Annotated in this window: 24 protein-coding genes and 1 pseudogene; 13 read left to right on the forward strand and 12 right to left on the reverse strand. The window is 64.0% G+C overall.

The genetic code is table 11. The features are described from left to right. Positions 1-10 precede the first annotated feature (10 nt). The 4 genes from ABVN19_RS12315 to ABVN19_RS12330 all read right to left on the reverse strand — a co-directional run bounded on the left by ABVN19_RS12315 (position 11) and on the right by ABVN19_RS12330 (position 5,659). Positions 11-1,642 carry a DUF1302 family protein gene (locus tag ABVN19_RS12315; RefSeq protein ID WP_028944914.1) on the reverse strand — a complete coding sequence of 544 codons (1,632 nt, stop codon included), beginning with the start codon at positions 1,640-1,642 and terminating at the stop codon, positions 11-13. 146 nt (positions 1,643-1,788) lie between these two features. Continuing rightward, positions 1,789-3,387 carry a FadD3 family acyl-CoA ligase gene (locus tag ABVN19_RS12320; protein WP_028944915.1) on the reverse strand — a complete coding sequence of 533 codons (1,599 nt, stop codon included), beginning with the start codon at positions 3,385-3,387 and terminating at the stop codon, positions 1,789-1,791. A 5-nt stretch (positions 3,388-3,392) separates the two neighbouring features. Further along, entirely contained in the window at positions 3,393-4,415 is a 1,023-nt protein-coding gene (locus tag ABVN19_RS12325) for a ferredoxin--NADP reductase (RefSeq protein WP_028944916.1), read from the reverse strand. Positions 4,416-4,471: 56 nt separating this feature from the next. Further along, positions 4,472-5,659 carry an acyl-CoA dehydrogenase family protein gene (locus ABVN19_RS12330; protein ID WP_105642764.1) on the reverse strand — a complete coding sequence of 396 codons (1,188 nt, stop codon included), beginning with the start codon at positions 5,657-5,659 and terminating at the stop codon, positions 4,472-4,474. 860 nt (positions 5,660-6,519) lie between these two features. Between ABVN19_RS12330 and ABVN19_RS12335 the strand changes: the two genes are divergently transcribed. The 12 genes and pseudogenes from ABVN19_RS12335 to ABVN19_RS12390 all read left to right on the forward strand — a co-directional run bounded on the left by ABVN19_RS12335 (position 6,520) and on the right by ABVN19_RS12390 (position 12,605). Beyond that, positions 6,520-7,293, forward strand: a complete 774-nt coding sequence (locus ABVN19_RS12335; protein ID WP_028944918.1) for a glucose 1-dehydrogenase — start codon at positions 6,520-6,522, stop codon at positions 7,291-7,293. 71 nt (positions 7,294-7,364) lie between these two features. Then, complete coding sequence (locus ABVN19_RS12340) at positions 7,365-8,156, forward strand: fumarylacetoacetate hydrolase family protein (protein ID WP_028944919.1); 792 nt, start codon at positions 7,365-7,367, stop codon at positions 8,154-8,156. A 30-nt stretch (positions 8,157-8,186) separates the two neighbouring features. Further along, on the forward strand, positions 8,187-9,113 hold the full coding sequence (locus ABVN19_RS12345) for an acetaldehyde dehydrogenase (acetylating) (protein WP_028944920.1): 927 nt from the start codon (positions 8,187-8,189) through the stop codon (positions 9,111-9,113). 10 nt (positions 9,114-9,123) lie between these two features. Further along, positions 9,124-10,146: a 4-hydroxy-2-oxovalerate aldolase gene (gene dmpG, locus ABVN19_RS12350; RefSeq protein ID WP_028944921.1), complete on the forward strand. Its 1,023-nt coding sequence runs from the start codon at positions 9,124-9,126 to the stop codon at positions 10,144-10,146. Between the two features lie 127 nt (positions 10,147-10,273). Further along, a complete protein-coding gene (locus tag ABVN19_RS12355) occupies positions 10,274-10,666 on the forward strand; it encodes an ACT domain-containing protein (protein ID WP_105642765.1) in 393 nt (130 codons plus the stop codon). A 121-nt stretch (positions 10,667-10,787) separates the two neighbouring features. Further along, positions 10,788-10,943 carry a hypothetical protein gene (locus tag ABVN19_RS12360; RefSeq protein WP_353632811.1) on the forward strand — a complete coding sequence of 52 codons (156 nt, stop codon included), beginning with the start codon at positions 10,788-10,790 and terminating at the stop codon, positions 10,941-10,943. 121 nt (positions 10,944-11,064) lie between these two features. Then, positions 11,065-11,220, forward strand: coding sequence for a hypothetical protein (locus ABVN19_RS12365; protein ID WP_353632811.1), 156 nt, complete (start codon positions 11,065-11,067; stop codon positions 11,218-11,220). A 121-nt stretch (positions 11,221-11,341) separates the two neighbouring features. After that, the gene (locus tag ABVN19_RS12370; protein ID WP_353632811.1) at positions 11,342-11,497 is read left to right on the forward strand and encodes a hypothetical protein; all 156 of its coding nucleotides are present in this window, start codon (positions 11,342-11,344) and stop codon (positions 11,495-11,497) included. A gap of 121 nt (positions 11,498-11,618) precedes the next feature. After that, on the forward strand, positions 11,619-11,774 hold the full coding sequence (locus ABVN19_RS12375; protein WP_353632811.1) for a hypothetical protein: 156 nt from the start codon (positions 11,619-11,621) through the stop codon (positions 11,772-11,774). Between the two features lie 121 nt (positions 11,775-11,895). Then, the gene (locus ABVN19_RS12380) at positions 11,896-12,051 is read left to right on the forward strand and encodes a hypothetical protein (RefSeq protein WP_353632812.1); all 156 of its coding nucleotides are present in this window, start codon (positions 11,896-11,898) and stop codon (positions 12,049-12,051) included. Between the two features lie 163 nt (positions 12,052-12,214). Then, positions 12,215-12,328 (forward strand): annotated as a pseudogene (locus ABVN19_RS12385) (acetyltransferase); the annotation flags it as partial. Between the two features lie 121 nt (positions 12,329-12,449). Further along, a complete protein-coding gene (locus ABVN19_RS12390) occupies positions 12,450-12,605 on the forward strand; it encodes a hypothetical protein (RefSeq protein ID WP_353632812.1) in 156 nt (51 codons plus the stop codon). A 121-nt stretch (positions 12,606-12,726) separates the two neighbouring features. On the opposite strand, the gene ABVN19_RS12395 is transcribed toward ABVN19_RS12390, so the two are convergent. The 5 genes from ABVN19_RS12395 to ABVN19_RS12415 all read right to left on the reverse strand — a co-directional run bounded on the left by ABVN19_RS12395 (position 12,727) and on the right by ABVN19_RS12415 (position 19,200). After that, positions 12,727-13,560: an SDR family oxidoreductase gene (locus ABVN19_RS12395; RefSeq protein ID WP_028944843.1), complete on the reverse strand. Its 834-nt coding sequence runs from the start codon at positions 13,558-13,560 to the stop codon at positions 12,727-12,729. Between the two features lie 11 nt (positions 13,561-13,571). Further along, positions 13,572-14,339, reverse strand: coding sequence for an SDR family oxidoreductase (locus ABVN19_RS12400; RefSeq protein WP_028944842.1), 768 nt, complete (start codon positions 14,337-14,339; stop codon positions 13,572-13,574). A 69-nt stretch (positions 14,340-14,408) separates the two neighbouring features. Further along, entirely contained in the window at positions 14,409-15,644 is a 1,236-nt protein-coding gene (locus ABVN19_RS12405) for a helix-turn-helix transcriptional regulator (protein WP_028944841.1), read from the reverse strand. 156 nt (positions 15,645-15,800) lie between these two features. Continuing rightward, positions 15,801-18,218, reverse strand: a complete 2,418-nt coding sequence (locus ABVN19_RS12410; RefSeq protein ID WP_105642766.1) for an efflux RND transporter permease subunit — start codon at positions 18,216-18,218, stop codon at positions 15,801-15,803. A 10-nt stretch (positions 18,219-18,228) separates the two neighbouring features. After that, entirely contained in the window at positions 18,229-19,200 is a 972-nt protein-coding gene (locus ABVN19_RS12415; RefSeq protein ID WP_028944839.1) for a YCF48-related protein, read from the reverse strand. A 535-nt stretch (positions 19,201-19,735) separates the two neighbouring features. Here ABVN19_RS12415 and ABVN19_RS12420 point away from each other — a divergent pair. Then, on the forward strand, positions 19,736-20,230 hold the full coding sequence (locus ABVN19_RS12420) for a transposase (protein ID WP_084167998.1): 495 nt from the start codon (positions 19,736-19,738) through the stop codon (positions 20,228-20,230). On the opposite strand, the gene ABVN19_RS12425 is transcribed toward ABVN19_RS12420, so the two are convergent. From ABVN19_RS12425 to ABVN19_RS12435, 3 genes are read right to left on the reverse strand one after another with little or no spacing between them, the layout of a single operon-like run. Continuing rightward, on the reverse strand, positions 20,199-21,140 hold the full coding sequence (locus ABVN19_RS12425; RefSeq protein ID WP_105642767.1) for an OB-fold domain-containing protein: 942 nt from the start codon (positions 21,138-21,140) through the stop codon (positions 20,199-20,201). The genes ABVN19_RS12420 and ABVN19_RS12425 overlap by 32 nt on opposite strands. Before the next feature lie 5 nt (positions 21,141-21,145). Next, complete coding sequence (locus tag ABVN19_RS12430; protein WP_105642768.1) at positions 21,146-22,357, reverse strand: thiolase family protein; 1,212 nt, start codon at positions 22,355-22,357, stop codon at positions 21,146-21,148. A gap of 60 nt (positions 22,358-22,417) precedes the next feature. Next, the gene (locus ABVN19_RS12435; RefSeq protein WP_028944836.1) at positions 22,418-24,085 is read right to left on the reverse strand and encodes a DUF1302 family protein; all 1,668 of its coding nucleotides are present in this window, start codon (positions 24,083-24,085) and stop codon (positions 22,418-22,420) included. Positions 24,086-24,146: the final 61 nt, after the last annotated feature.

Here is a 24,146-nt window from a genome sequence, read left to right on the forward strand (position 1 = left end):
GCCCTTTTGATCAGAAAGTGTATTTGGCGTTGAACGACAGGTAATCACGGTCGGCCAGCATGCGGCCCTGGGCGATGTCCGGTGAGCTGAGGTAGGCAACGTAGGTCAGGCCGACCTGGAAGTTGCCCAGGTACTTGAAGTCGCCGCCCACGGTCAGGCGTTTTTCGTCACGGCCCAGGCCCTGGTAGGCACTGCCGTCGACGTTCTGGGTCCACACCACGCGGGTGTTCAGGTCCAGGCCGTCGGCGATGCCCAGGTAATCCATGTAGGCGCCGATGCCGAGCAGGGTCTGGCCACGGGTCTGGGTGTCGGACTCGAAGTTGTTGAAGCTGCCATCGACGCCCGGTCCGCCACCGGTGATGTGCAAGGTGTCGACGCCTTCGATGTGCTGGTGGACCACTTCGGCCATGAACGTGGTCTGGTGGGCCAGGAAGCTGGGGCCGATCATGTAGCTGCCGTTGAGGTTGCCCTGCCAGATCTGGCCACGGGCCGGGGCACCGTTGTCCAGGTACACGGCAGCGCCATCGCGGTAGCTGAGGTCACCGGCGAACTGCACCGAATCCCCCACCTTGGAGCTGAAGCTCGCCCCGGTCAGCTCGACATCGTCGAAATAGCCCAGGCGGTAGACCGGGCCGCCGCCAGCCACTGCATAGTTGCCGATGCCGTGCAGCGAGGAGTACTGGGTCTGGCCGCTGAAGTCGAAGAACAGTGCGCCGACGCGCTCGTGGTAGCGATAGTGAAACAGGCCGACCTCGGTGTTCTCGGTAACCCGGTAACGCACGCCCAGGCCCCACTGGCCGCTGTCGCGGGGCTCGACGTCACCGGCGTAGGTCACACCGGTGAAACTGTTGTCCGGCAGGCTGTCGATCACCCCAGCACCCAGGCGATAGAACTCGGCGCCCGGGCCGAAGGTGTCGCTGCCGAAATAGTCGCCGACCGGGTTGAGCTGGGTCTTCTCCCACTCGTACTGGTAGAAGCCGACCAGGGCCAGGTCTTCGTTCAGCGACCAGGAGGCCGAGACCTGCCCCACAGGCAGGTAGGAGTCCTTGGCTTCGGTACCGGGTACGTTGAACTTGGTGGCATCCACCGGCGCCTGGCCCTGGCTGATGTTGGCCCAGAACAGGCTCTCGCCCCAGGCCACCAGGTGGCGACCGGCCTTGATCGACAGGTACTGGCTTTCGGCGACGTCGAAGTTGCCGTACACATAGGCATCGAGCAAGCGCGCCTTGCTGCCGCTCAGGCGCCGGGTGTCTTCGGTGAAACCATCGGCACGGCCGATCTTGTTCACCGTGCCTGGTGAGTCGTTGTCGTTGCGGTTGTGGTAGACGTCATCGTAGAAATGGCTGCCGCGCAGCACCGCGCCGAGGTTGTTGTGTTTGAGCAGCAGCTCGCCGAACAGGCTGACCCGGTTGGTGATCAGCGCACCGCGGTCGAAGTTGCGCGTGCCATCGTCGTTGTTGATGTCGTTGAGGTACTGGTGGGCAGGCTTGGCGGTCCGCATCGAGGCGGTGTAGTTGACGGTCAGCGATGAGTCGAGGGTGGTGTCCTCGCCCAGCTCGATCCGTGGGCCGGCGTTGGCGTAGGCACAGGCCACGGAAAGAGACAGCAACAGCCCGCCATGAGTCGCGTTGAACCTAGACATGCAGCAATCCTTTTCTTGTTGTTGTGGTTGACGTGCGCAGAGTGAAACGCGGCGGCGGTGTGAACATCATCCATTTGGCCTAGGCCATCGGTGTATGAGCGGGCTTGCCCCGCGACAGCAATCCCCCCACCACGTCGCCTCCCCGCCTACCTCGCGTCCACCAGCGCCCGCAATTCGTTCTTGGCCACCTTGGCCGACGGGTTCAGCGGCAGCGCGTCCATGAACCGCACCTGGCGCGGCACTTTGTAATTGGCCATGCGCTCACGGCTCCAGGCGATCAGTTCCTGCGCCTGCAATTGCTCTCCCTCGCGCAACACCACACAGGCACACCCCACCTCGCCCATGCGTTCGTCAGCCACCCCTACTACCGCCACCTGGGCAATGGCCGGATGGGCAATCAGTGCCGCTTCGATCTCGGCCGGGTAGCAGTTGAAGCCGCCAACAATGAACAGGTCCTTGAGCCGGTCGGTGATTGTCAGATTGCCCGCCGCATCCAGCCGTCCCACATCGCCGGTGTGCAGCCAGCCGGCCTGGTCGATGGCTTCGGCCGTGGCCTCGGGGTTCTGGAAATAGCCCTGCATGACATGAAAACCACGCAGGCAGATTTCCCCCGTCTCGCCGGTGGCCAGTGCCTGGTTATACGGATCGCGGATGCTCACCTCCGTGCCGGCAAGCGGCCGGCCACTGGTGCCGGCGATCACTTCGACCGAATCCTGTGGATCGCACAGGGTAGCCAGGCCGCCACATTCGGTCAGGCCATAGGCCGTGGTCACGCAACTGAACCCCAATTCGTTACGCATGCGTTCGATCAGGCTGGGGGGAATACTGGCCGAGCCGGTCACGGCAATGCGCAGGCTCGACAGGTCGGTCTGGCGCAGGCGCGGGTGAGCCAGCAGCGACAGGTACAAAGTCGGCGCCCCCGGCAACACGCTGATGCGTTCATTGGCGATACGCTGGAACACCGCCTCGGCATCGAACACCGCATGGGGCAGGATGGTCGCCCCGGCGATCAGGCACGTCAGCCAGCCGGCCTTGTAGCCAAAGGCATGGAAGAACGGGTTGACGATCAGGTAGCGGTCGCCCGGCACCAGGCCGATCACCCGCACGTATTCACTGAAGGCGCGCAGGCACTGCCCGTGGCCGCTCATCACGCCCTTGGGCTTGCCAGTGGTGCCTGAGGTAAACAACAGGTCGCACACCGCCTCTGACTGCACGGCCAGGGCCCGGCGCTCGGCCTTGACCACCTCGACGGTCGCCGCCCCGGCGACAAACTGCTCGTAGCCCAGGTCGCAGGCCGCGCGTGGCGAGTCGCTGGCAAACACCACCAGGTGTTCGAGGGTGTCGGGGCGATGGGCCTCAAGCATCGAGGGGTAATCCACGTCCAGAAAACGTTGCTGCACGAACAACACGCGGCAACCACTGCGCGCCAATACATCGGCCGCCTCAGTGCCTTTCATGCGGGTATTGATCGGTACCAGCACGGCGCCTGCACATTGAATGCCCAGGGCGGCAATGATCCAGTCGCGGCCATTGGGCGCCCACACCGCCACCCGGTCACCGGGCTGGATACCCAGGGCCATGAGGCCACGGGTGACGGTCAAGGCCAGGGCCGGCAGCTCGGCGTAGTCGGTGCAAACGCCTGCGTCTTCAATGGCCGTGCGCCCGGCAAAACGCCGGGCACTGTCGAACAACAGCCGGGCGATGGTGGTGGGTGCATCGACCCGCGGTGAAGTCATTTCGTTCATCGGCATCACTCAGGAAAACGGATTCGCAGGTTCGCGCTGGTGGGCACGGCCTGGCAGGCCAGAATCCAGCCCTCGGCCAGTTCGTCGGCATCCAGCGCATCGTTGATCAACAGCTCGATATCGCCGCTTTCCAGGGTACACATGCACGAAGCACAGCCCCCGACACGGCAGGCACTGGGTGGCTTGAGGCCGGCACGCTCCATGGCCGCCAGCAGGGTTTCGCCACTGTCGCAGGCCAGGGTGTGGTCCTCGCCGTCCAGGCGTACCGCCAACTGCGCGGCCACGGCTGCCTCGCTGGCGACCACCTGGGGCACTTCACGTTCACCGGGCAGCGAGACGAAACGCTCGACATGCACACGCTCACTGGGCAGGCCCAGGCTTTTCAGGGCACTGACGGCGGTGTCCATGAACGGGCCCGGGCCGCAGATAAAGGCCTGGGCATCCACGAACGGTTGCGCCAGTACCGCCAGTTGCGCAGCCGCCGGTATGCCCTGGACCGAGTCCAGCCAGTGGACGATCTGCAAACGCTCCGGGTGGGCATTGGCGAGGAAACGCAACTCGTCGCGAAAGATCACCGAGTTTTCGTCGCGGTTGGCATAGATCAGCAGGATACGGCCCTGGCCGGCCAGCAAGGCCGAGCGCAGGATCGACAGCACCGGCGTCACCCCGCTGCCGCCGCCGAACAGCAACAGATCGCCGTCCAGAGTACGCGGCACGAACACCCCGGCCGGTGGCAGCACCTGCAGGGTCTGGCCTTCCTGCAGGTCGGCGCACAACCAGTTCGAGGCGCGCCCGTCGCGCACGCGCTTGACCGTCACCCGCAGTGGCTCGTCCAGCAGCGGCGTGCTCGACAGCGAATAACAACGCGGCAGCCAGTCGTCGCCGTAGGGAATGCGCAGGGTCAGAAACTGCCCGGGCTGGTAGCGAAAGCGTTCGGCCAGGTGCTCGGGCACATCGAAGATCAGTGAACGGGCATCGGCCGTTTCCTCGACCACCCGCGCCACGCGCAAGGCAACAAAGTCATTCATGGCTCAACTCTCAAAGTCCCCTGCCCGGCGTGCGGGCAGGTGGACGGGCGATGGCTTCAGACGTAAGGGTCCGGGTTGGGCAGGCCCAGTTGCACCGCGCCCAGCGTGCGGCCATAGGCCTGGTAGTTGTTGGCGATATGCCCGCGGGCCTGGTGCAGGTCGCGGAACAGCCGAGCCACCGGGTTGCTGTTGTACAACCCTGAGGCGGCCATGCAGCGCAGCAGCTCGTTGACCTTCTCGGCGCACAGGTTGGTGACGTAGGCCGACTGGTAGCGGTACAGCAGGCGGGTTTCCACATCCGGGTATTCACCGGCCCTGGCCAGTTGCATCAGGTGCTCGTAGTTGCGCTCCAGCACCAGCCTGAGGCTGTCGGCCGTGAGCGTGGCCTCGGCCACTGCGGTCTGCGCCGCTGGGTCGTCTGCCGTGCGGGCACCGTGCTTGCCGATATGCTGCGCAGCGTTGGCACGGAACAGATCGATGGCCCCTTGCAGCGCCCCGATGGCCGAGGTAGATACCGCACGGGAGAACACCTGGGCGAAAGGAATGGCGTAGATCGGGTTGGTGTTGACCAGGCGGCCTGGTGTGGCTTCCAACGTACAGTTATTGGTGCGCTGCACCCGGTGCGCCGGCACAAAAGCGTCCTCCACAACGATGTCGTGGCTGCCGGTGCCGCGCAGGCCCAGCACGTCCCAGTTGCGCTGGATCTGGTAGTCGCTGCGCGGCAACAGGAAAGTACCGTGCTCGGCCGCCAGCTCACCGTCGGGTGGCAGGATCCCGCCCAGCAGCACCCATTGGCAGTGCTCGCTGCCGCTCGAGAATCCCCAGCGACCGCTGATGCGGTAGCCGCCTTCGACCACCGTCACCTTGGCGGTTGGCATATAAGTGGACGACACCAGGGTGTCGTGATCCTCGCTCCACACCTCGCGCTGGGTCTCGATCGGGTAGCGGGCCAACTGCCAAGGGTGGACACCCATCACGCCGTAGACCCAGGCGGTAGACATGCAACCTTCAGCGAGCGTCATCTGGATCTCGAAGAACGTGCGCGGGTCTACCTCGTAGCCGCCGAATGCCCGCGGCTGCAGGGCGCGCAACAGCCCGGCCGACTTGAGATCGGCAATGCTCTCATCGACGACCTTGAGATCGCGATCCCCTTGCGCCGAACGCTCGCGCAACACTGGCACCAGGCGCCGCGCCCGTTCCAGCAGTTCGATTTCGTCCTGGGTCTTTTCTCGCATGCTGTGCATCCTTCTTGTTCTCCCAATCTCGTAGCGCCAATGCGCGAGCCGTGATTGATGATCGGATTGCACAGATGTTGCTTCATCGTCAAAGCGGACTAGAGCACAGCGGCCTTGCCTCAGGATGGCCAGTACATTCGGTTTTGCCTAAATGACCGTTGCCCCCAAAGAGAACACCGCAGACCAGCAAGAGCGCAGCGAATTGTGCTCTTGCTCTTGCTCTGCTCTTGCTTTTGCTTTTGATCTTCCGGCCCCGTTAACCAGAAGGGCCGAACGGAGGTGTCGTGGAGGGGCTAGCGCGCAGCGCCTTCGGCGAATGCCGAAGATGCGAAGCGTAGCGTTGCTTGCAACGCGTAGCTCGCAATGCCCCGTAGCGACACCGCAGTGAGGGGACCCGAAGCGCAGCGTAGGGCCCCTGGTGGGGCAAGAATTTTGCTTACTTTTTTTCGACTGAAGAAGTAAGGCGCCGTAAGGGCGCAAAGGTGACTGCGCATCACCCTAAATAACGGATCAACCCACAAGACCGAATTGCGGGACAAGCCCCCTCCCCCAAAAACACCGCAGGCCGGCAAGAGCGCAGCGAACTGTGCTTTTGATCTTGATCTTCCGGCCCAGTCAACCAGAAGTGCCGAGCGGCGCCGAAATGAAGGGACTCGCAGCGCAGCGCAGGGCCCCTGGAGGCCCAAGAGTTCTGCTTACCTTTTCTCGACTGAAAAAGTAAGGCGCCGTAAGGGCGCAAAGGTGAATCAGCACCACCTCAGCCCATGGATATGCCCACAAACCCCGTAGTCCATTGAGACGATGCCCTCCATCAGGCACAGAGAAATACTGCGGCCATGCGCCCACTCACGCTCAAGGAAAATCAGCCAATGAGTATCCTGCAACGATTCCAGCTCCCTGGCAGCGTCGCCATCGTCACCGGCAGCGGCCGTGGCATTGGACGTGCCATCGCCCTGGCCTACGCCGAAGCCGGCGCCGATGTCATCTGCAGCGCACGCAGCCCTGAAGACATCGAACGCGTCGCCGACGAAGTGCGCAGCCTCGGCCGCCGCGCCCTGGCGATTACCTGCGACGTCAACGACAGCGAACAACGCCAGGCCCTGGTTCGCCAGAGCCAGGAACACTTCGGCCGCATCACCCACCTGGTCAACAACGCCGGTGGTGGCGGCCCCAACGACGCGTTGGGCATGACCCCGGAACAGTTCGAGGACATCCTGCGCTTCAACGTCTCCAGCGCCTACGCCCTGTGCCAGCTGTGTGTGCCCCTGATGCGCGAGGCCGGCGGCGGCAACATCATCAACGTAAGCTCGGTAGCGGCACGCTATGCCCAGCGCCACTTCAGCGCCTACGGTACCGCCAAGGCCGCGTTGAGCCACCTGACCCGCCTGCTGGCCCAGGACTTCGCCCCCCAGGTACGCGTCAATGCCGTGGCCCCCGGCCCGACCCTGACCGAAGCCCTGAACAAGGTCATGCCCACTGCCATGCGCGAAGCGATGGAGGCCAACACCCCGCTCAAATGCCTGGGCAGCCCTGAAGACATCGCCGCCGCCGCGCTGTACCTGGCAAGCCCGGCATCGGGCTGGGTCACTGGCAAGATCATCGACGTCGATGGCGGTGCCGACAGCAGCGTCTGGCCCGGCTGACACCCCCTTTTTGCCGGTACCCTGGACCCTTGGGACCGGCTTTTTATTACCCTGCACAGAGCGAAACCACCATGGATGCCTCTCTGATCACCGCCCTGGGCGATGAACTGTTCAACGCCCTGCGCGGGCGCACCACCCTCGCCCCGCTGACCCAGCGCCACCCAGCCATCAGCCTGGACCAGGCCTACCGGATCTCCCTGCGTTTTCTGCAGCGCCGCGAGGCCCTGGGCGAGCGCGTCATTGGCAAAAAGATCGGCGTCACCAGCCGCGCTGTGCAACAGATGCTCGACGTTCACCAGCCCGACTTCGGCTTTCTCACCGATGCCATGCAGGTAGCCGACGGTAGCGAAGTCAGCTTTGCCCAGTATCAGTTGATCCAGCCTCGGGCCGAAGGCGAAATCGCTTTTATCCTCGGCGAAGACCTCAAAGGCCCCGGTATCCGTGCCGAAGACGTGCTGGCAGCGAGCAAGGCCGTGGCGCCCTGCTTCGAGATCGTCGACTCGCGGATCGACAACTGGCAGATCCGCATCCAGGACACCGTGGCCGACAACGCCTCGTGTGGGGTTTTCGCCCTGGGCGAGCAACGTATCGATCCCCGCGACCTGGACCTGGCCCGGGTCGAAATGCACATGCTCAAGAACGGCCAGCCGGCCGGCAGCGGCTTGGGCTCGGCGGTACAGGGCCATCCCTGCGAAGCGGTGGCCTGGCTGGCCAACACCCTGGGCGAACTGGGCATTCCGTTCCGCCGCGGCGAAATCATTCTTTCCGGCGCACTGGCGCCGCTGGTACCGCTGGTGCCAGGCGATCGCATCAACCTGTCGATGAGCGGCCTGGGCAACGCCAGCCTGCGTTTTGTCGCCTGACGTCTTCCCCCTTCCCAGGAGCGATGAACCATGAGCAAGAAGATCAAATGTGCGCTGATCGGACCGGGCAACATCGGCACCGACCTGCTCTACAAACTGATGCGCAGCGAGGTGCTGGAGCCGGTCTGGATGGTCGGCATCGAGGCCGGCTCCGAAGGCCTGCAACGCGCCCGTGAACTGGGCCTCAAGACCACCGCCGAGGGGGTCGACGGGTTGCTGCCCCATGTGCTGGAAGACCAGGTGCAGATTGCCTTCGACGCCACCTCCGCCTACGTCCATGCCGAGAACTCGCGCAAACTCAACGCCCTGGGTGTGCTGATGATCGACCTCACCCCCTGCGCCATCGGTCCCTACTGCGTGCCGCCGGTCAACCTCAAGGCCAACCTTTCCCGCGGTGCGATGAACGTCAACATGGTCACCTGTGGCGGCCAGGCGACCATCCCGCTGGTGGCAGCAGTGTCCAGCGTGCAGCCAGTGGACTACGCCGAGATCATCGCCACCGCCGCGTCGAAGTCGGTGGGCCCGGGCACCCGCAAGAACATCGACGAATTCACCCGCACCACTGCCCGCGCGGTGGAACAGGTGGGCGGCGCCAGGCAGGGCAAGGCGATCATCATCGTCAATCCCGCCGAACCGCCGCTGATCATGCGCGACACCGTGCACTGCCTGACCGCCGACACCCCGGACGAGCCGGCCATCCGCGCTGCCATCGACGCGATGATCGAGCAGGTACAGCGCTATGTACCTGGCTACAAGCTGGTCAACGGACCGGTGTTCGACGGCAATCGGGTGTCGATCTTCATGGAGGTCGAAGGCCTGGGCGACTACCTGCCCAAGTACGCCGGCAATCTCGACATCATGACCGCCGCCGCCGCCCGTACCGCCGAGATGTTCGCCGAGGAAATTCTCAAGGGCGAACGGGTGCTGCGTGCTACCCCCGAATCTGCCATTGCCTGAGGAACGGCCCATGGAACTTAACGGCAAGAAAATCACCGTCCACGACATGTGCCTGCGCGACGGCATGCACCCCAAGCGCCACCGCATCAGCCTGCAGCAGATGAAAGACATCGCCTGCGGCCTGGACCAGGCGGGCGTGCCGCTGATCGAAGTCACCCACGGCGATGGCCTGGGCGGCAGCTCGGTGAACTACGGTTTTCCGGCGCACAGCGACGAGGAATACCTGTCGGCGGTGATCCCGCTGATGACCAACGCCAAGGTCTCGGCCCTGCTGCTGCCGGGTATCGGCACCGTCGACCACCTGAAAATGGCCTTCGAGCTTGGGGTCAATACCATTCGCGTGGCCACCCACTGCACCGAGGCGGATGTCAGCGAACAACACATTGCCCACGCCCGCCACCTGGGCATGGACACCGTCGGCTTTCTGATGATGGCGCACATGAACAGCCCCGAGGGCCTGGTCAAACAGGGGTTGCTGATGGAGAGCTACGGGGCCAACTGCATCTACCTGACCGACTCGGCCGGCTACCTGTTGCCCCATGATGTCAGCGCCCGGGTGGCGGCCATGCGCGCGGCGCTCAAGCCTGAAACCGAGATCGGCTTTCATGGCCACCACAACCTGTCCATGGGCGTGGCCAACTCCATCGCCGCCATCGCCGCAGGCGCCAACCGTATCGATGCCGCCTGCGCGGGCCTGGGTGCCGGTGCCGGCAACACGCCGATGGAAGTACTGGTAGCGGTGTGCGACCGCATGGGTATCGAGACCGGCGTCAGCGTGTTCGGTATCCAGGATGTGGCCGAAGACCTGGTGGTACCGATCATGGACTTCCCGATCCGCAGCGACCGCGACGCGTTGACCATGGGCTATGCCGGGGTCTACGGCTCGTTCCTGCTGTTTGCCAAGCGTGCCGAGCAGAAGTACGGCGTACCCGCGCGGGAGATACTGGTGGAAATGGGTCGACGCGGTATGGTCGGCGGCCAGGAAGACATGATCGAAGATACCGCGATGACCCTGGCGCGCTTGCGCGCGTAGGAGCGACCTCGCCCCGCGAGAGGCCGACACCTCAATAAGCCCAGCTAATCAACCATCACCAAAATTAACTGGGCTTATGGCGAATTTGCGCCACACTCTTGCCTCATTCTACTTCTGAGGCGCGCCAATGCCCGGCGAAAAATCCTTGTCCAAACTGCTGAGCGGCATGAAGCCTGAGCTCAACGACGGCGACTACGTGTTCTGCACGCTTGCACCGGGCATGCGCCTGGATGTAGAGGTGCTGGGCAGTTTCCGCGAAAAAGAGGGGCTGACGGTCATTCTGGAGCGAAGCCAGGCCCAGGCGCTGGGCTTGCAGTACAGCTACGTGGCCGCCTGGATCACACTGACCGTTCATTCGGCCCTGGACGCTGTCGGCCTGACGGCTGCATTTGCCACGGCACTTGGCAATGCGGGGATCAGCTGCAATGTGATCGCCGCTTATTACCATGACCATATTTTTGTGGCTAAAGAGGATGCCCGGCAGGCCGTCGAGGTGTTGCAGGCGCTTGCCTCGACGTAGCCGCTGCCGACAGGCTGCGATTGGGCGCGCAGCGGCCACACCACTTCAGCAGACGCATCGACCCTAGGGCGACTGCTGCGCAGTCGATCGCAGCCTCGTGCCTCGACAGCGGCTACGGTGGTTGACGCCAGTCGGCAACTACCTGCTGCTCCAGGGCAAACGACTGGGCGGCGCTAGCTGCAATGTGATCGCCGCTTATTACCATGACCCTATTTCTGTAGCTGAAGAGGATGCCCGGCAGGCCGTCGAGGTGTTGCAGGCACTCGCCTCGACGTAGCCGCTGCCGACAGGCTGCGATTGGGCGCGCAGCGGCCACACCACTTCAGCAGACGCATCGACCCTAGGGCGACTGCTGAGCAGTCGATCGCAGCCTCGTGCCTCGACAGCGGCTACGGTGGTTGACGCCAGTCGGCAACTACCTGCTGCTCCAGGGCAAACGACTGGGCGGCGCTAGCTGCAATGTGATCGCCGCTTATTACCATGACCCTATTTCTGTAGCTGAAGAGGATGCCCGGCAGGCCGTCGAGGTGTTGCAGGCGCTTGCCTCGACGTAGCCGCTGCCGACAGGCTGCGATTGGGCGCGCAGCGGCCACACCACTTCAGCAGACGCATCGACCCTAGGGCGACTGCTGCGCAGTCGATCGCAGCCTCGTGCCTCGACAGCGGCTACGGTGGTTGACGCCAGTCGGCAACTACCTGCTGCTCCAGGGCAAACGACTGGGCGGCGCTAGCTGCAATGTGATCGCCGCTTATTACCATGACCCTATTTCTGTAGCTGAAGAGGATGCCCGGCAGGCCGTCGAGGTGTTGCAGGCACTCGCCTCGACGTAGCCGCTGCCGACAGGCTGCGATTGGGCGCGCAGCGGCCACACCACTTCAGCAGACGCATCGACCCTAGGGCGACTGCTGCGCAGTCGATCGCAGCCTCGTGCCTCGACAGCGGCTACGGTGGTTGACGCCAGTCGGCAACTACCTGCTGCTCCAGGGCAAACGACTGGGCGGCGCTAGCTGCAATGTGATCGCCGCTTATTACCATGACCCTATTTCTGTAGCTGAAGAGGATGCCCGGCAGGCCGTCGAGGTGTTGCAGGCGCTTGCCTCGACGTAGCCGCTGCCGACAGGCTGCGATTGGGCGCGCAGCGGCCACACCACTTCAGCAGACGCATCGACCCTAGGGCGACTGCTGAGCAGTCGATCGCAGCCTCGTGCCTCGACAGCGGCTACGGTGGTTGACGCCAGTCGGCAACTACCTGCTGCTCCAGGGCAAACGACTGGGCGGCGCTAGCTGCAATGTGATCGCCGCTTATTACCATGACCCTATTTCTGTAGCTGAAGAGGATGCCCAGCGGGCCGTCGAGGTGTTGCAGGCACTCGCCTCGACGTAGCCGCTGCCGACAGGCTGCGATTGGGCGCGCAGCGGCCACACCACTTCAGCAGACGCATCGACCCTAGGGCGACTGCTGCGCAGTCGATCGCAGCCTCGTGCCTCGACAGCGGCTACGGTGGTTGACGCCAGTCGGCAACTACCTGCTGCTCCAGGGCAAACGACTGGGCGGCGCTAGCTGCAATGTGATCGCCGCTTATTACCATGACCCTATTTTTGTGGCTAAAGAGGATGCCCGGCAGGCCGTCGAAGTGTTGCAGGCGCTTGCCTCGACGTAGCCGCTGCCGACAGGCTGCGATTGGGCGCGCGGCGGCCACACCACTTCAGCAGACGCATCGACCCTAGGGCGACTGCTGCGCAGTCGATCGCAGCCTCGTGCCTCGACAGCGGCTACGGTGGTTGACGCCAGTCGGCAACTACCTGCTGCTCCAGGGCAAACGACTGGGCGGCGCTAGCTGCAATGTGATCGCCGCTTATTACCATGACCCTATTTCTGTAGCTGAAGAGGATGCCCAGCGGGCCGTCGAGGTGTTGCAGGCACTCGCCTCGACGTAGCCGCTGCCGACAGGCTGCGATTGGGCGCGCAGCGGCCACACCACTTCAGCAGACGCATCGACCCTAGGGCGACTGCTGAGCAGTCGATCGCAGCCTCGTGCCTCGACAGCGGCTACGGTGGTTAACGCCAGTCGGCAACTATCTGCTGCTCCAGGGCAAACGGCTGGGCGGCGATGGTGCGTTTCTGATAGCGCGGCGCCTCGGGTGAGGTCGCCAGCCACAGCATCACCTGCGCCGGTACCTGTGGCGGTGCAATCCCCGCCCGCAAGGCAATGACGCCTTTATCGCCGATGGTCGCCTTCAACGCCTCGGTGCTCACCACGCCCGGGTTGATCGTGTAGGCGCAAATGCCTCGGTCACCCAACTCCGCCGCCATTACCCCGGCCAGCCGCGACACCGCCGCCTTGCCTGCACCATAGGCATAACCCCAGCCACCCTTTTCGGCCGCCACCGGTGGGTCACTCTCGCCAGCACCGGAGGTGACGTTGATGACCACCCCGCCGCCCTGCTCCAGCATGTTTTCCACCACCGCCCGCGTGAGCAGGAAGGGGGTGAGGATATAGCCCTGGAACACCCGTTCCAGGGTCTGCGGTTGCAAAGCCAGGAACCCGCTGTTCAAGTCACGCCCCTGGTAGATCGCGTTGTTGACCAGCACATCGATGCGGCCGAACTCGGCGATGACCTGTGTACAGGCCGTCAGGGCCGAGGCGCTGTCGAGCAAGTCCATGGGCACCACCAACACTCGCCGGCCCAGCGCGCGAATGGCGGCGGCGGTGCTGTTGAGGCTGCCCGCCAGCGGTTCGCCCGCCGCATCGCGCAGGGCGTGTTCATGCTGCTCGCCCTCGTCGACGGTGCGCGCACTGATCGCCAGGTCAAAGCCTGCACGGGCGAACGCCAGCGCTGCCTCACGGCCGATGCCACGGCTGGCGCCGGTGATGAATGCCACCTTGTTCATGGGGTTTCCTTCTAGAAGCGTTGCGGGCGGACCATGGCATCCATGCCGCCGTCGATGAACACCACGCTGCCGTGGATAAAAGCCGCCTGCGACGATTGCAGAAAGGCCACCAGGCTGGCGATTTCTTCAGGGGTACCGGACCGCCCCAGCGGCGCGACGAAATCGCGTACCGCCTTGCCGAAGCGGGCGTCGTCCAGCGAGGCCTGGTGCAGGGGGGTCTGTACCGCGCCGGGCGCGACCACGTTGAGGCGGATGCCTTGCCCCGCCCACGGTTTGGCCAGGCGGCGTACGTGCTGGGTAATGGCGTACTTGGAGCTGGCATAGGCCACATGAGGCTGGCCAAGGCTATCGGCCAGGGCGCAAGCGTCGGCTTCGTTACCGGCCAACTGCGCCTCGGTCATCGGTTGCTGGTCGGCACCTGGCTGGGTGGAGGCCACCGAGCCGATCACCAGCGCCGCCGGTTGGCTACCCTTGGCCAGCGCGCCGGCCAGGCCGTCGAGCAACTGGCTGACACCGAAGTAGTTGACCGACAGGATCAAGCTGCACGACGGCGCCGTGACGCCAACGCCTGCGCAGCACACCAGGCCGTCGAGTACGCCTTCGCTCTGCGCCAGCACGGCGGCGATGGCCGCTTCACGGCCGCTGGCGGTGGACAGGTCGGCATGCACCTCGGCGTTGCCCCGGTCGATACCGATAACCCGGTGGCCGGCGGCGCGCAGCGCGGCGCTGACGGCAGCGCCGATACCCGAGGCGCTGCCGGTGATAGCTGTAACTGGCATAGATCAATCTCCATGAGGGGTGCAAGCAGTATCCAAAGCCCTGGCCCGTGCCGGCATCGTCCGTGCGGACTACGCCTGGCGACGGGTGGCCAGGGTCAAGGGTGGTACCTGGACCTTGGGTTTTGCCGCGACCTTAAGGGTCGGTTGTGGCTTACCCAGCGCCACCACGCTGTTGAGCAGGATGCGCACCAGTTCTGTCTGGCGACGCACGCCGGTCTTGGAGAAGATTGAGCGCAGGTGCGCGCGGGCCGTGTTGCGGCGGATGTTGAGGAGCTCGGCGGCCTCCTCCAGCGACAGGCCGTTGGCCAGTTCCATGGCCAGGGCAGTTTCGGCCTTGGTCAGGTTGAACAGCTGCTTGGTCACCACTTCGCTGGCCAGCGACTTGCTCGCCGCATCGCGGATGTACACCAGCGCCGCCGGCTTGCCCTTCTCGTCGGCCCAGTCCATGGACGGAATGGGTTCGACTACCAGCCCCAGGTTCACTTGCCCCGAAGGCCGGGTCACCGACATGGCTTCGGCAGTCTTGGTGGTGTCTTCGGCGAAGGCCGAGCGGATCAGACGCTGCAGTTCGCGGTTGTCGCTTGGGTAGGTGGCCTCCAGGCGGCCGCCCACCAGTTTCAAGCCATCGCCGCTGGCCAGGATGTTCTGCGCCACCGGATTTACCCGCAGCACGCTGCCGCTCTCGTCCAGCACCAGGGTGGCCACCGACAGGCGGCTGATGGCCTGGGCATACAGCTCACTGATCGACTCGCTGCGATCGAGCAGGTTGTGGATGTTCAGGGCTCGGCGAAGGTGCGGAATGAAGCTTGCGCACAGTGCGCGATCACTCACCGAGAAGTTGGGGGAAGACTTGGGCCGGGTAACGCGAAAACGCAGTTTTCCGCTATCAGGGGTAGAGATATCGACGCCCATGACGTGGTACACGTTCTGCTGGCTGCAGTACATCTTGAAGTAAGGGTCCTGCTCCCACTGCGTCGAGGTCATGATGTCGTCGATGGTGACCACCTGGTCCAGCGGTTGACCACTGAAGGGTGTGTGGGCCTGGGGGTAGGCCATGTAGATGACCTCGCCTTCGCCCTCGATGTCGCCAGCGACGATCATCACGCCCATGTCGGGCTGGTCGGGCACCCGCAGAATCAGGGTGACGTAGTTGGCCTGGAACGCCTGGCGCAGGTTCTCCAGGGTGTGTGCCATGGGCCTGGGATCGAGGGTGCCATCATAGATGTCGCCCACCAGCCGGTCGTAGCCGGCAAGGTCCAGGCCCAGGTCGGCCAGTGCATCGTGAGTCAACACGGGATTTTCCACAGTCGTCTCCTTGCTCGGGTAAGGCCCTGTGGCCTTCCCTTGTTATTTTTATTATTTCGGCTGAGATCGCGGGGCAAGCCCGCTCCCACCACCCCGCGAAGAGGCTCACGCCAGTCTCCAGTGGCGCCAACATCTCCACAAGTAGGCACGCGAGGTTTATTTTCGCGCTGCCGGGCTCGATTTCAGGCAGTACTCCCCTTGCGGCGCTTGCTTCGCTGTCGGCCTGGCCGCGACCAACCGACGGCCACGGTTGAACCAGGCTGCCAGTGCAGGCAACAGGAAGATCGCCCCCAGCACGTTGACCAGGAACATGAACGACAGCAGCACGCCCATGTCGGCCTGGAACTTGAGCGGCGCGAAGGCCCAGGTGATCACCCCGATGGACATGGTCAGGGCGGTGAATACCGCCGCCGTGCCACGCTGGCACATAGCCTGGTAGAAGGCCTCGCGCAGACTGGCACCGCCGGCCATCTCGTGCTCGATACGCTCGTACAGGTAGATGCCGTAGTCGACCCCTACGCCGACCCCCAGAGCCATCACCGGCAGGGTGGCGACCTTGAGGCCGATGCCCAGCAGCGCCATCAGCGCATTGCACAGGATCGCGACGATTGCCAGCGGCACCAGGATGCACAGCACGGCACGGAAGGAGCGAAAGGTCAGCCAGCAGAACAGCGCCACCGAACCGAACAGCGCCGCGAGCATGAACACCTCGGCATGCTTGACCGCCTCGTTGGAAGCCGCCATCACCCCGACATTGCCACCGGCCAGGTAGAAGGTGAGCTCCGGGGTGCTGACCTGCTTGATGATGCGTTGCGCTTCGCCCAGCACATGGCTGATGGTGGTGCCTTCATGATCGGCAAGAAACACCAGGATCTCCATCTGCTGGCAACCGTCGGTCACCATGCCGTCGTCGGGCATGTAGGCACGGGCACCCTGACTCAAGCCACGGGCCGAGCCCGGGATGGCCGCCCAGCGCGGATTGCCTTCGTTGTTGCCGGCGATCACGATCTTGCCCTTGCCGGCCACACTCTGCACCGACTGCACGCCATTGACCGCGCGCATGCGAAAATCGAACGCTTCCACTGCACGCATCACCGCAGGCGACAGGCAGCCCTCCTCGATACCATTGACCTCGACAAACACCGAAAGCACGTCCAGGCCAATGGAGTAGCTGTTGACGATCTTCTGGTTATCGAGGTTGTAGCGCGAATCGGCACGCAACTCCGGCGCACCGGTACCGATATCGCCCACCGCCAGATCACGGGACTTGTACGCACCCGCCGCCAGCAACAGCAGGCTCAGGGCGAACACACCCAGCGCCGGCTTGGGCTCGGCCAACGCCGACAGGCGCCACCACAGGCGATGGCGAGTGCCGTCGTCGGCCTTGGCCCGGGCCAGCACCGAAGGTTCCAGGCGCAGGTAGGCGATGATCACCGGCAACATCAGTTTGTTGGTCGCGATCATCAGCATCACCCCGATGCAGGCGGTGACCCCAAGTTCGTGAACGATCGGGATGTCAATCAACATGATCACGGCAAAACCCAGGGCATTCATCAGCAGGGCCAGGGAGCCGGGTATGAAGATCTTGCAGAACGCCCCGTGGGCCGCCTGCACCGAGTTGCGCCCGGCCATCACCTCCTGCTTCCAGGCATTGGTCATCTGCACGGCGTGGGAGACGCCGATGGAAAAAATCAGGAACGGTACCAGGATCGACATCGGGTCGATGCCCAAGCCCAGCAACGGCAGCAGGCCCAACAGCCAGACCACCGGCAGCAACGCCACCACCAGGGCCACCACGGTCAGGCGCAACGAGCGCGAGTAAATCCACAGCAGCGCACCGGTGATCACAAACGCCACCACGAAGAAGCCGATCACCGTCATCAGCCCTTCCACCACATCGCCCACCAACTTGGCGAAGCCGACGATGTTGATCTCGACCTGGTCGCTGCCGTACTTGGCGCGGATGTCTTCCAGGCGTTGGGCGACCAAGGCGTAATCCACCGGCTTGCCGGTTTGCGGGTCGAGGTCTTGCAGGTCGGCGCGTACCATTGCCGATTTCAGGTCGTTGGCCACCAACCGACCGATCTGCCCGGAGGCCGCAGCGTTGCTGCGCACCTGGGCAAGGTCGCGGGCCGAACCGTCGAAGCGCGGCGGCACCACCACGTCACCGAAAAACCCCTCTTCGGTGATTTCGATATAGCGCACATTGGCAGTGAACAACGACGTGACGCTGGCGCGGTTGACCCCGGAAATGAAGAACACCTCGTCACTGACCTTGCGCAGGGTATCGAGGAACTGTGTGTTATAGATGTCGCCCTCGCCCTTCCAGTGAACGCTGACCAGAAAGCGGTTGGCGCCGGTGAAGTACTGGCTGAACCGCAGGAAGTTGACCATGAACTCATGGCGTACCGGGATCTGCTTGCTGAAGCCCGGGTCCAGGTGGGTGTGGGTGGCGCTGTAGCCAAGGCCCAGGGTCAGCACCACGAACAGCAGCAACAGGCCCTTGCGCCATGCCATCAGGTAATCGGCGATACGCTCGACACTGCGCGTCGTCCAGCTTTTAGCTTGATTCATTGCCCGCCTCTCACTTGCCAAGGGCGGCAACGCTGCCACCGGAATCCTGGAACACCCCGCGCTCACCGCCCACCAGCAGGCGCGAACCGATCATGACCGCCGAGGTCAACGTACCGAGCCCGGCCAGGCGGCCGACACTGACCAGCTGGCCACGACCATCCAGCCTCACCAGTGAACCACCGGCGCCGACAATCAGCAGGCCACCCTGGTCGGGCAGGCGGACATGGCCGTACAGCGGCAGTTGATTGCCGACTTTGACCTGGGTCCAGCTGTCGCCGAAGTCATGGCTGACGAACACATGGCCGCGCATGCCGTAACTGATCCACTGATCGGCGCTCAGGCGCACCACGCCGAACAGCGAGCCGTTGTAGAAGGCGGGCAGCGTCTGCCAGTGCTGGCCGTCATCGCGGCTGCGAAGCACCAGGCCCTGCTCGCCGACCAGCATGCGCCGGCCGTCTGCACCGCCGTCCATGCTATTGAGGTGAGCGCTGTCGACATCCAGCGCCAGCGCCTGCCAGGTGAGCCCGGCATCGTCGGACTGATAGAACTTGCCGAAGCTGCCGTAGGCCAGCACCCGCTCGCCACCGGCCGACCAGGCGCCCAGCAACGGCTCGCCGAGGCTGTCGTCGTGGCGAACCTCTTGCCAGTGGCTGCCGCCATCGGTGGAGCGCAGGATCCAGCCGTCGTGACCCACGGCCAATAAGCGCTGCTGGCCGAGATCGACCAATGCCGTCAGGGCCGCATTGCGTTGGGGCTGGACGGTGACCGCTTGCCAGCTCACGCCCTGGTCGACACTACGCAGAATGCTGCCGCGCTCACCCACTGCCAGCACATGATCGCCTTGCTTGAGCAAGGCATTGATCTGCACGCGGTCGGTGCGCAAGGGTTCATCTACCGATTCAGGGGCAGTACGGGGAGCGAAGGCGAAGGCGATAGTGGCGGCGACCACCAGGCACACCAGGTAACCGATCAACGAGCGCATAGACGTCGCTCCGTTTCATGACACAGGTACACGCGGACATTCATGCGGCCAATCCTCTTGTTCTGCTCCGCTCCCGCGCGGGCTGCGCGGGGCGTGAAGGGGGCATTGCCTGCACTCGATACTCGCGGCAAGGCGGCTTGGAAACATCGTCCAAACGGCTTACAAAAAGGCATGAATGCCCTATGGCCTACCCCGTAGCCGCTGCCGGCAGGCTGCGATTGGGCGCGTAGCGGCCATGGGTTCTTGAATGCGTATCGACCCCTTTGCGACTGCTGCGCAGCCGATCGCAGCCTCATGCCTCGGCAGCGGCTACACCCCGTAGCCGCTGCCGACAGGCTGCGATTGGGCGCGTAGCGGCCACGGCATTTGATTGTGTATCGACCCTCTTGCGGCTGCTGCGCAGCCGATCGCAGCCTCATGCCTCGGCAGCGGCTACCCCTTCCTTTGGAAATACTCGCTCACGGTTCGACGCAACGAGGCGTGATTCGGCGACCTACGGTGATTAGGTGCAATTACGTGAATTGAGGGCAATGGAATGCTTGTTCATTCAAACGGTTATCGGCTGTTGGCAGGACGTCACTCGGAACCAGGACAGATCTACTCGGTAACGGTTGTAACCCATCGACGTCGACCCGTTCTGGGCGAATTCCCGTCGGGTCGTTTGCTCGTCAGGGAGCTGCGGCGGGCGCATGAAGAGCAATGGGTCTGCTCGTTGGCATGGGTGGTGATGCCGGACCATTTCCACTGGCTGTTCACGCTACAGGCCCCCTGTCTTTCCCAAGTCATATGCACGGTAAAGTCCAGAAGTAGCCTGTCCATCAACCGATTGACCAACGGCCATGGGCGAATGTGGCAAAAGGGATTTTACGACAGGGCGGTTCGTACAGAAGAGGTGCAGGACATCGCCCGCTACATCGTCGCCAACCCCATTCGGGCGGGGTTGGTTCGCAAGGCAGGTGACTATCCACTCTGGGATGCCACCTGGATAGGAGGTGCAATCAAGCCTGGTACAAAATCACCAGGTCATTGATCACCGACGGCCGTTCCTGCCCCACTACGTGGGTATGCAGCTCCAGCGTCAACTGCGTACCCCGAGGCTGCACCTGCACCGCCTTGACCCGCGCGCGCGCATGGATCCGCGCCCCCGCCGGCACCGGCGCCGGGAAGCGCAAGCGGTCAGAGCCATAGTTGATCTGGGTAGTGAACCCGGTGATCTCGAACCCCAGCGCCAGTTTCATCCGCGACTGCAGCACCTGCACCAGTGCGCCATGGGCAATGGTGCCGCCAAACGGGCTCTGCAAGCGGGCCCTCTGCGGATCGGTGTGAATCCAGTAGTCATCCCCCGACAACTGGGCAAACGCGTCGATCAAGGCCTGGTCCACCAGCACGCTATTGCTCCAGTCACTGAACTGCTCACTGACCAGTGCCTGCAAACGTTCGGCATCATCCACGGCAATCTGCCGCGCGTCTGAAGGCGCCACACTCGGCGCGCTGTCGTCCACCGCGAACGACTCGAACGCCACCGCATCCTTGTCGGTACCGGTAAAGCGCAGCAGCCGATTGCCCTTGGCATCGACTTCGGCGAACACCGGCTGCAGGCGCATGCCGATGTGGATTTCGTCCTCGTCCAGGCCCACCAGGTTGGTATTGATCCGCACGCCTTCGTCCAGCTCCACCACCGCCAGTTTCTGCGGCATTTCGTCGGCAAAGTCAGGCAAGGTGGCAATGCGCGTCACGGTGTAGCTGTACAGCGTCGCGCCGCCACTCACTGCACGCCAGCTCAGGTCGTGAGCCAGGCACGCCGGGCAGTGCCGACGCGGGTAGAAGATCCACTGGCTGCAGGCGTTGCACTGCTGGATCAGTACGCTGCGGGCCTTGAGCCCTTCCCAGAACGGCGTGGAAATTTCAGTGGCCAGCGGCATGGGTTTGTTGTTGGACATGGTCGTCAGGCTCCCTGGAGAATCAATGCGCCCTGCTCGCTCATCACGCCGCCGGTGCCGGAGACGTAGACGTTGTCGCAGCGCGATAGCTGGCGTTCACCGGCCGTGCCGGCAATCTGGGTGACCGCTTCGATCACCTGGGACATGCCCCCGGCCGATCCGGCCTGGCCGAAGCTGAGTTGGCCACCGTGGGTGTTCATGGGGAAATCGCCGCGCCAGGTCAGGTCATGTTCGCGGACAAAAGCCATGCCTTCGCCCTTGGCGCAGAAGCCTGCGTCTTCCAGGGTGAGCAAGGTGGTGATGGTGTAGCAGTCATAGATCTGCGCCGCATGCATGTCCTGCGGCTTGAGCCCGGCCATGGCGAAGGCCCGTTGCGAGGCCGGGCCGACGGGAGTATGGACCATGTCCTTGGCATAGGACGGCGACTTGAACGTCAGGTGTTCGCCAAAGCCTGTGATGTACGCCGGGCGCTTGCGCGCACGCGCCGCCACTTCGCGGGAGGTGATGATCAGCGCAGCACCACCGGCCACCGGCATGACGATCTCCAGCACATGCAACGGGTCGGCGACTTTCTTGCTCGCCAGTACCTGCTCGATGGTCAGGGGCTGGCCGAAGAACATCGCCTGGTCGTTGGACTGGGCGTTGGTGCGCTGGTCCACGGCGATCTTGGCCATGGCCCGCGGGTCGTAGCCGTACTGGGCCGCGTAGCGCTGGGCGATCATGGCGTAGCCGGTGTTCTGGCCCATGTGCCCATACGGCAGGTCGAACTCGGCCTCCGGTGCCCCATAGGCAGTGCTGTGTCCGCCAAAGCGCATGGCCCGGGCCATCCAGGCGGGGTCTTCATCCGGGCCCAGTGGCGCCATGCGTGCCGGCAGCACACAGAGCACCGCCTGGCACAGCCCCAGCTCGATGGCCGCCGCCGCCCGCCAGACCATGCCGGCTGCAGTGCAGCCGCCCAGGTCCACCACTTCGGCGAAGTTCAGCTGCAGTCCCAGGTATTCGGCGGCCATGGCCGGTACGAACACCGACGCTTCGTGAAAGTGCGGGCCGTTGATCACCAGCCCGTCGATGTCCCCGGCGCGCAGGCCGGCATCACGCAGGGCCTGGGCTGCCAGGTCAGCGACCTGTTCGAGGTGGAACATACGCGGTGCGGTGGCGTATTTTTCCGGTTTGTACTGTGCGGTGCCGACAATCGCGGCGTGTCCTTTGAGTCCCATAAGTGCCCCAGTTGTGAAGGTAGGGGCGGCGATACGTCGCACTGCCGCCCCTACAGAGGGTTAGAAGGTGTATTTCATTGAGAAGGTGGCGTAGTCGCGGTCAGCCATCGGCCGCTTTACCGGGTCTGGCGAGCCCAGGTAGCCGATCATGGTCAGCGCCACCTCCAGGTTGCTCAGGTATTTGAAGGTGGTACCGACGCTGTAGCGGCGGTCGCCCTGAACGCCGGCGATGCTGCCGGCCATGGGTGATGAGCCACTGAACACGTTGGAGAATCGCAGTGGCACTTCCAGATCCCAGCCCTGGAAAACCCCCGGATAACTGAACGAGGCACCGACGGTGTAGGCGCTGGAGTCTTTGCTTCGCCAGGCTGAGCTGCTCTTGTAGGTGTAGTCATCGGATTCTCCAACCATGGGCGCCAGGGACGGCAGCAGGTTGACGCCTTGCAGGTTCGGGGCGGCCGAGGCCGAGTCGACGCTGTCGGCGCGTACGTGAATGATCTCTGCGGTCAATGTGGTCTGGCTGGCCCATGGCCGGTCACCGAGGATGCGCATGGCCGACAGTTGCATCTGCTGGCCCTTGCCCTTGGCCGGCACCGGGCCCAGCCCGGTATTGACCATCACCGGGGCACCGTCGCGGTACGACCATTCGGCACCGATCTGGGTATCGCCCAGCTTGGTCGACAAGCTCAGGCCGGTGAGCTTGATGTCTTCGAAGTACTCGACGCGATAGCCGTTGGTGGCGAAGGCGAACTGGCCATTGCCCAGTGGCACGGCGTTGTAGCCCACCAGGGCAGTGGCCGGGTTTTTGTCGTGGTAGTTGACGTGAAACAGCGACAATTCGATGGCCGGCACCGGGCGGTAGCGCACCTGCACGCCCCACTGGCCATCGTCGCGCGGCTCGTCGGTGCCCTGGTAGCGCACGTTGCCGTTGGCGGTACGGATGAACTCGCGGCCCGGGCCGATCACGTCACTGCCCGACAGGTAGCTGCCCACCGGCGGCAGTTCGGTGCCCTTCCACTCGTACTGCACGTAGGCGCCAAAGGTGATCTGCGGGTTGATCCGGTATGACGCCGAGAACTGCCCCACGGGCAGGAGGACCTCCTTGACCTCGACCCCAGGCTGGGCCGCCTTGACCGCATCGGAAGGGTTCTGCACACCGTTGACGCCGGGGTAGTACAGGCTCTCTCCCCATGACTCGATGTGCCGGCCTGCCTTGGCATCGAGCATGGTGTCGTTGTCGAAGCGCCAGCCACCGAACACGTAGGCATCGAGCAAGCGGGTGCGACCGCCGCTGTAGTACTTGGTGCGGCTGGTGAACTCGTCGTTGCGCCCGTCCTTGTTCACGGTCTGCGGCGAGTCGTTGTCGTTGTCCTGGTGGTAGACATCATCGTAGAAGGTACTGGCGCGTACCACGGCGCCGTAGTTGTCCTTGCGCAGGATCATCTCGCCCAGCGCGCCGATGCGGTTGGTGGTCAGGCTGCCCTGGTTGAAGTTGCGGTTGGCATCGTCGGCGTTGATACCCATCAGCCGGTCGCTGGGCTTGCCCACTCGCACGCCCAGGCCGTAGCTGGTGGTGACCGACCAGTCGATGGTGGCGCCGTTGTCGAATTCGATGGTTTCCCCCGACCATGCAGGCATTGATGCCAGCGCCACGGCCATCGCCAGGCTGGCGGCCTGGACACCGTGTGCGCCTGGGCCAGTACAGTTATTGTTGTTCTTGTAATTCACACTGACTCTCCTGAAGGGCAACCCCAAGGCCGCCTTGGACTGTTCACCATGACCGCTACGC

Source organism: Pseudomonas vranovensis (assembly GCF_040438935.1).
GTDB lineage: Bacteria > Pseudomonadota > Gammaproteobacteria > Pseudomonadales > Pseudomonadaceae > Aquipseudomonas > Aquipseudomonas vranovensis.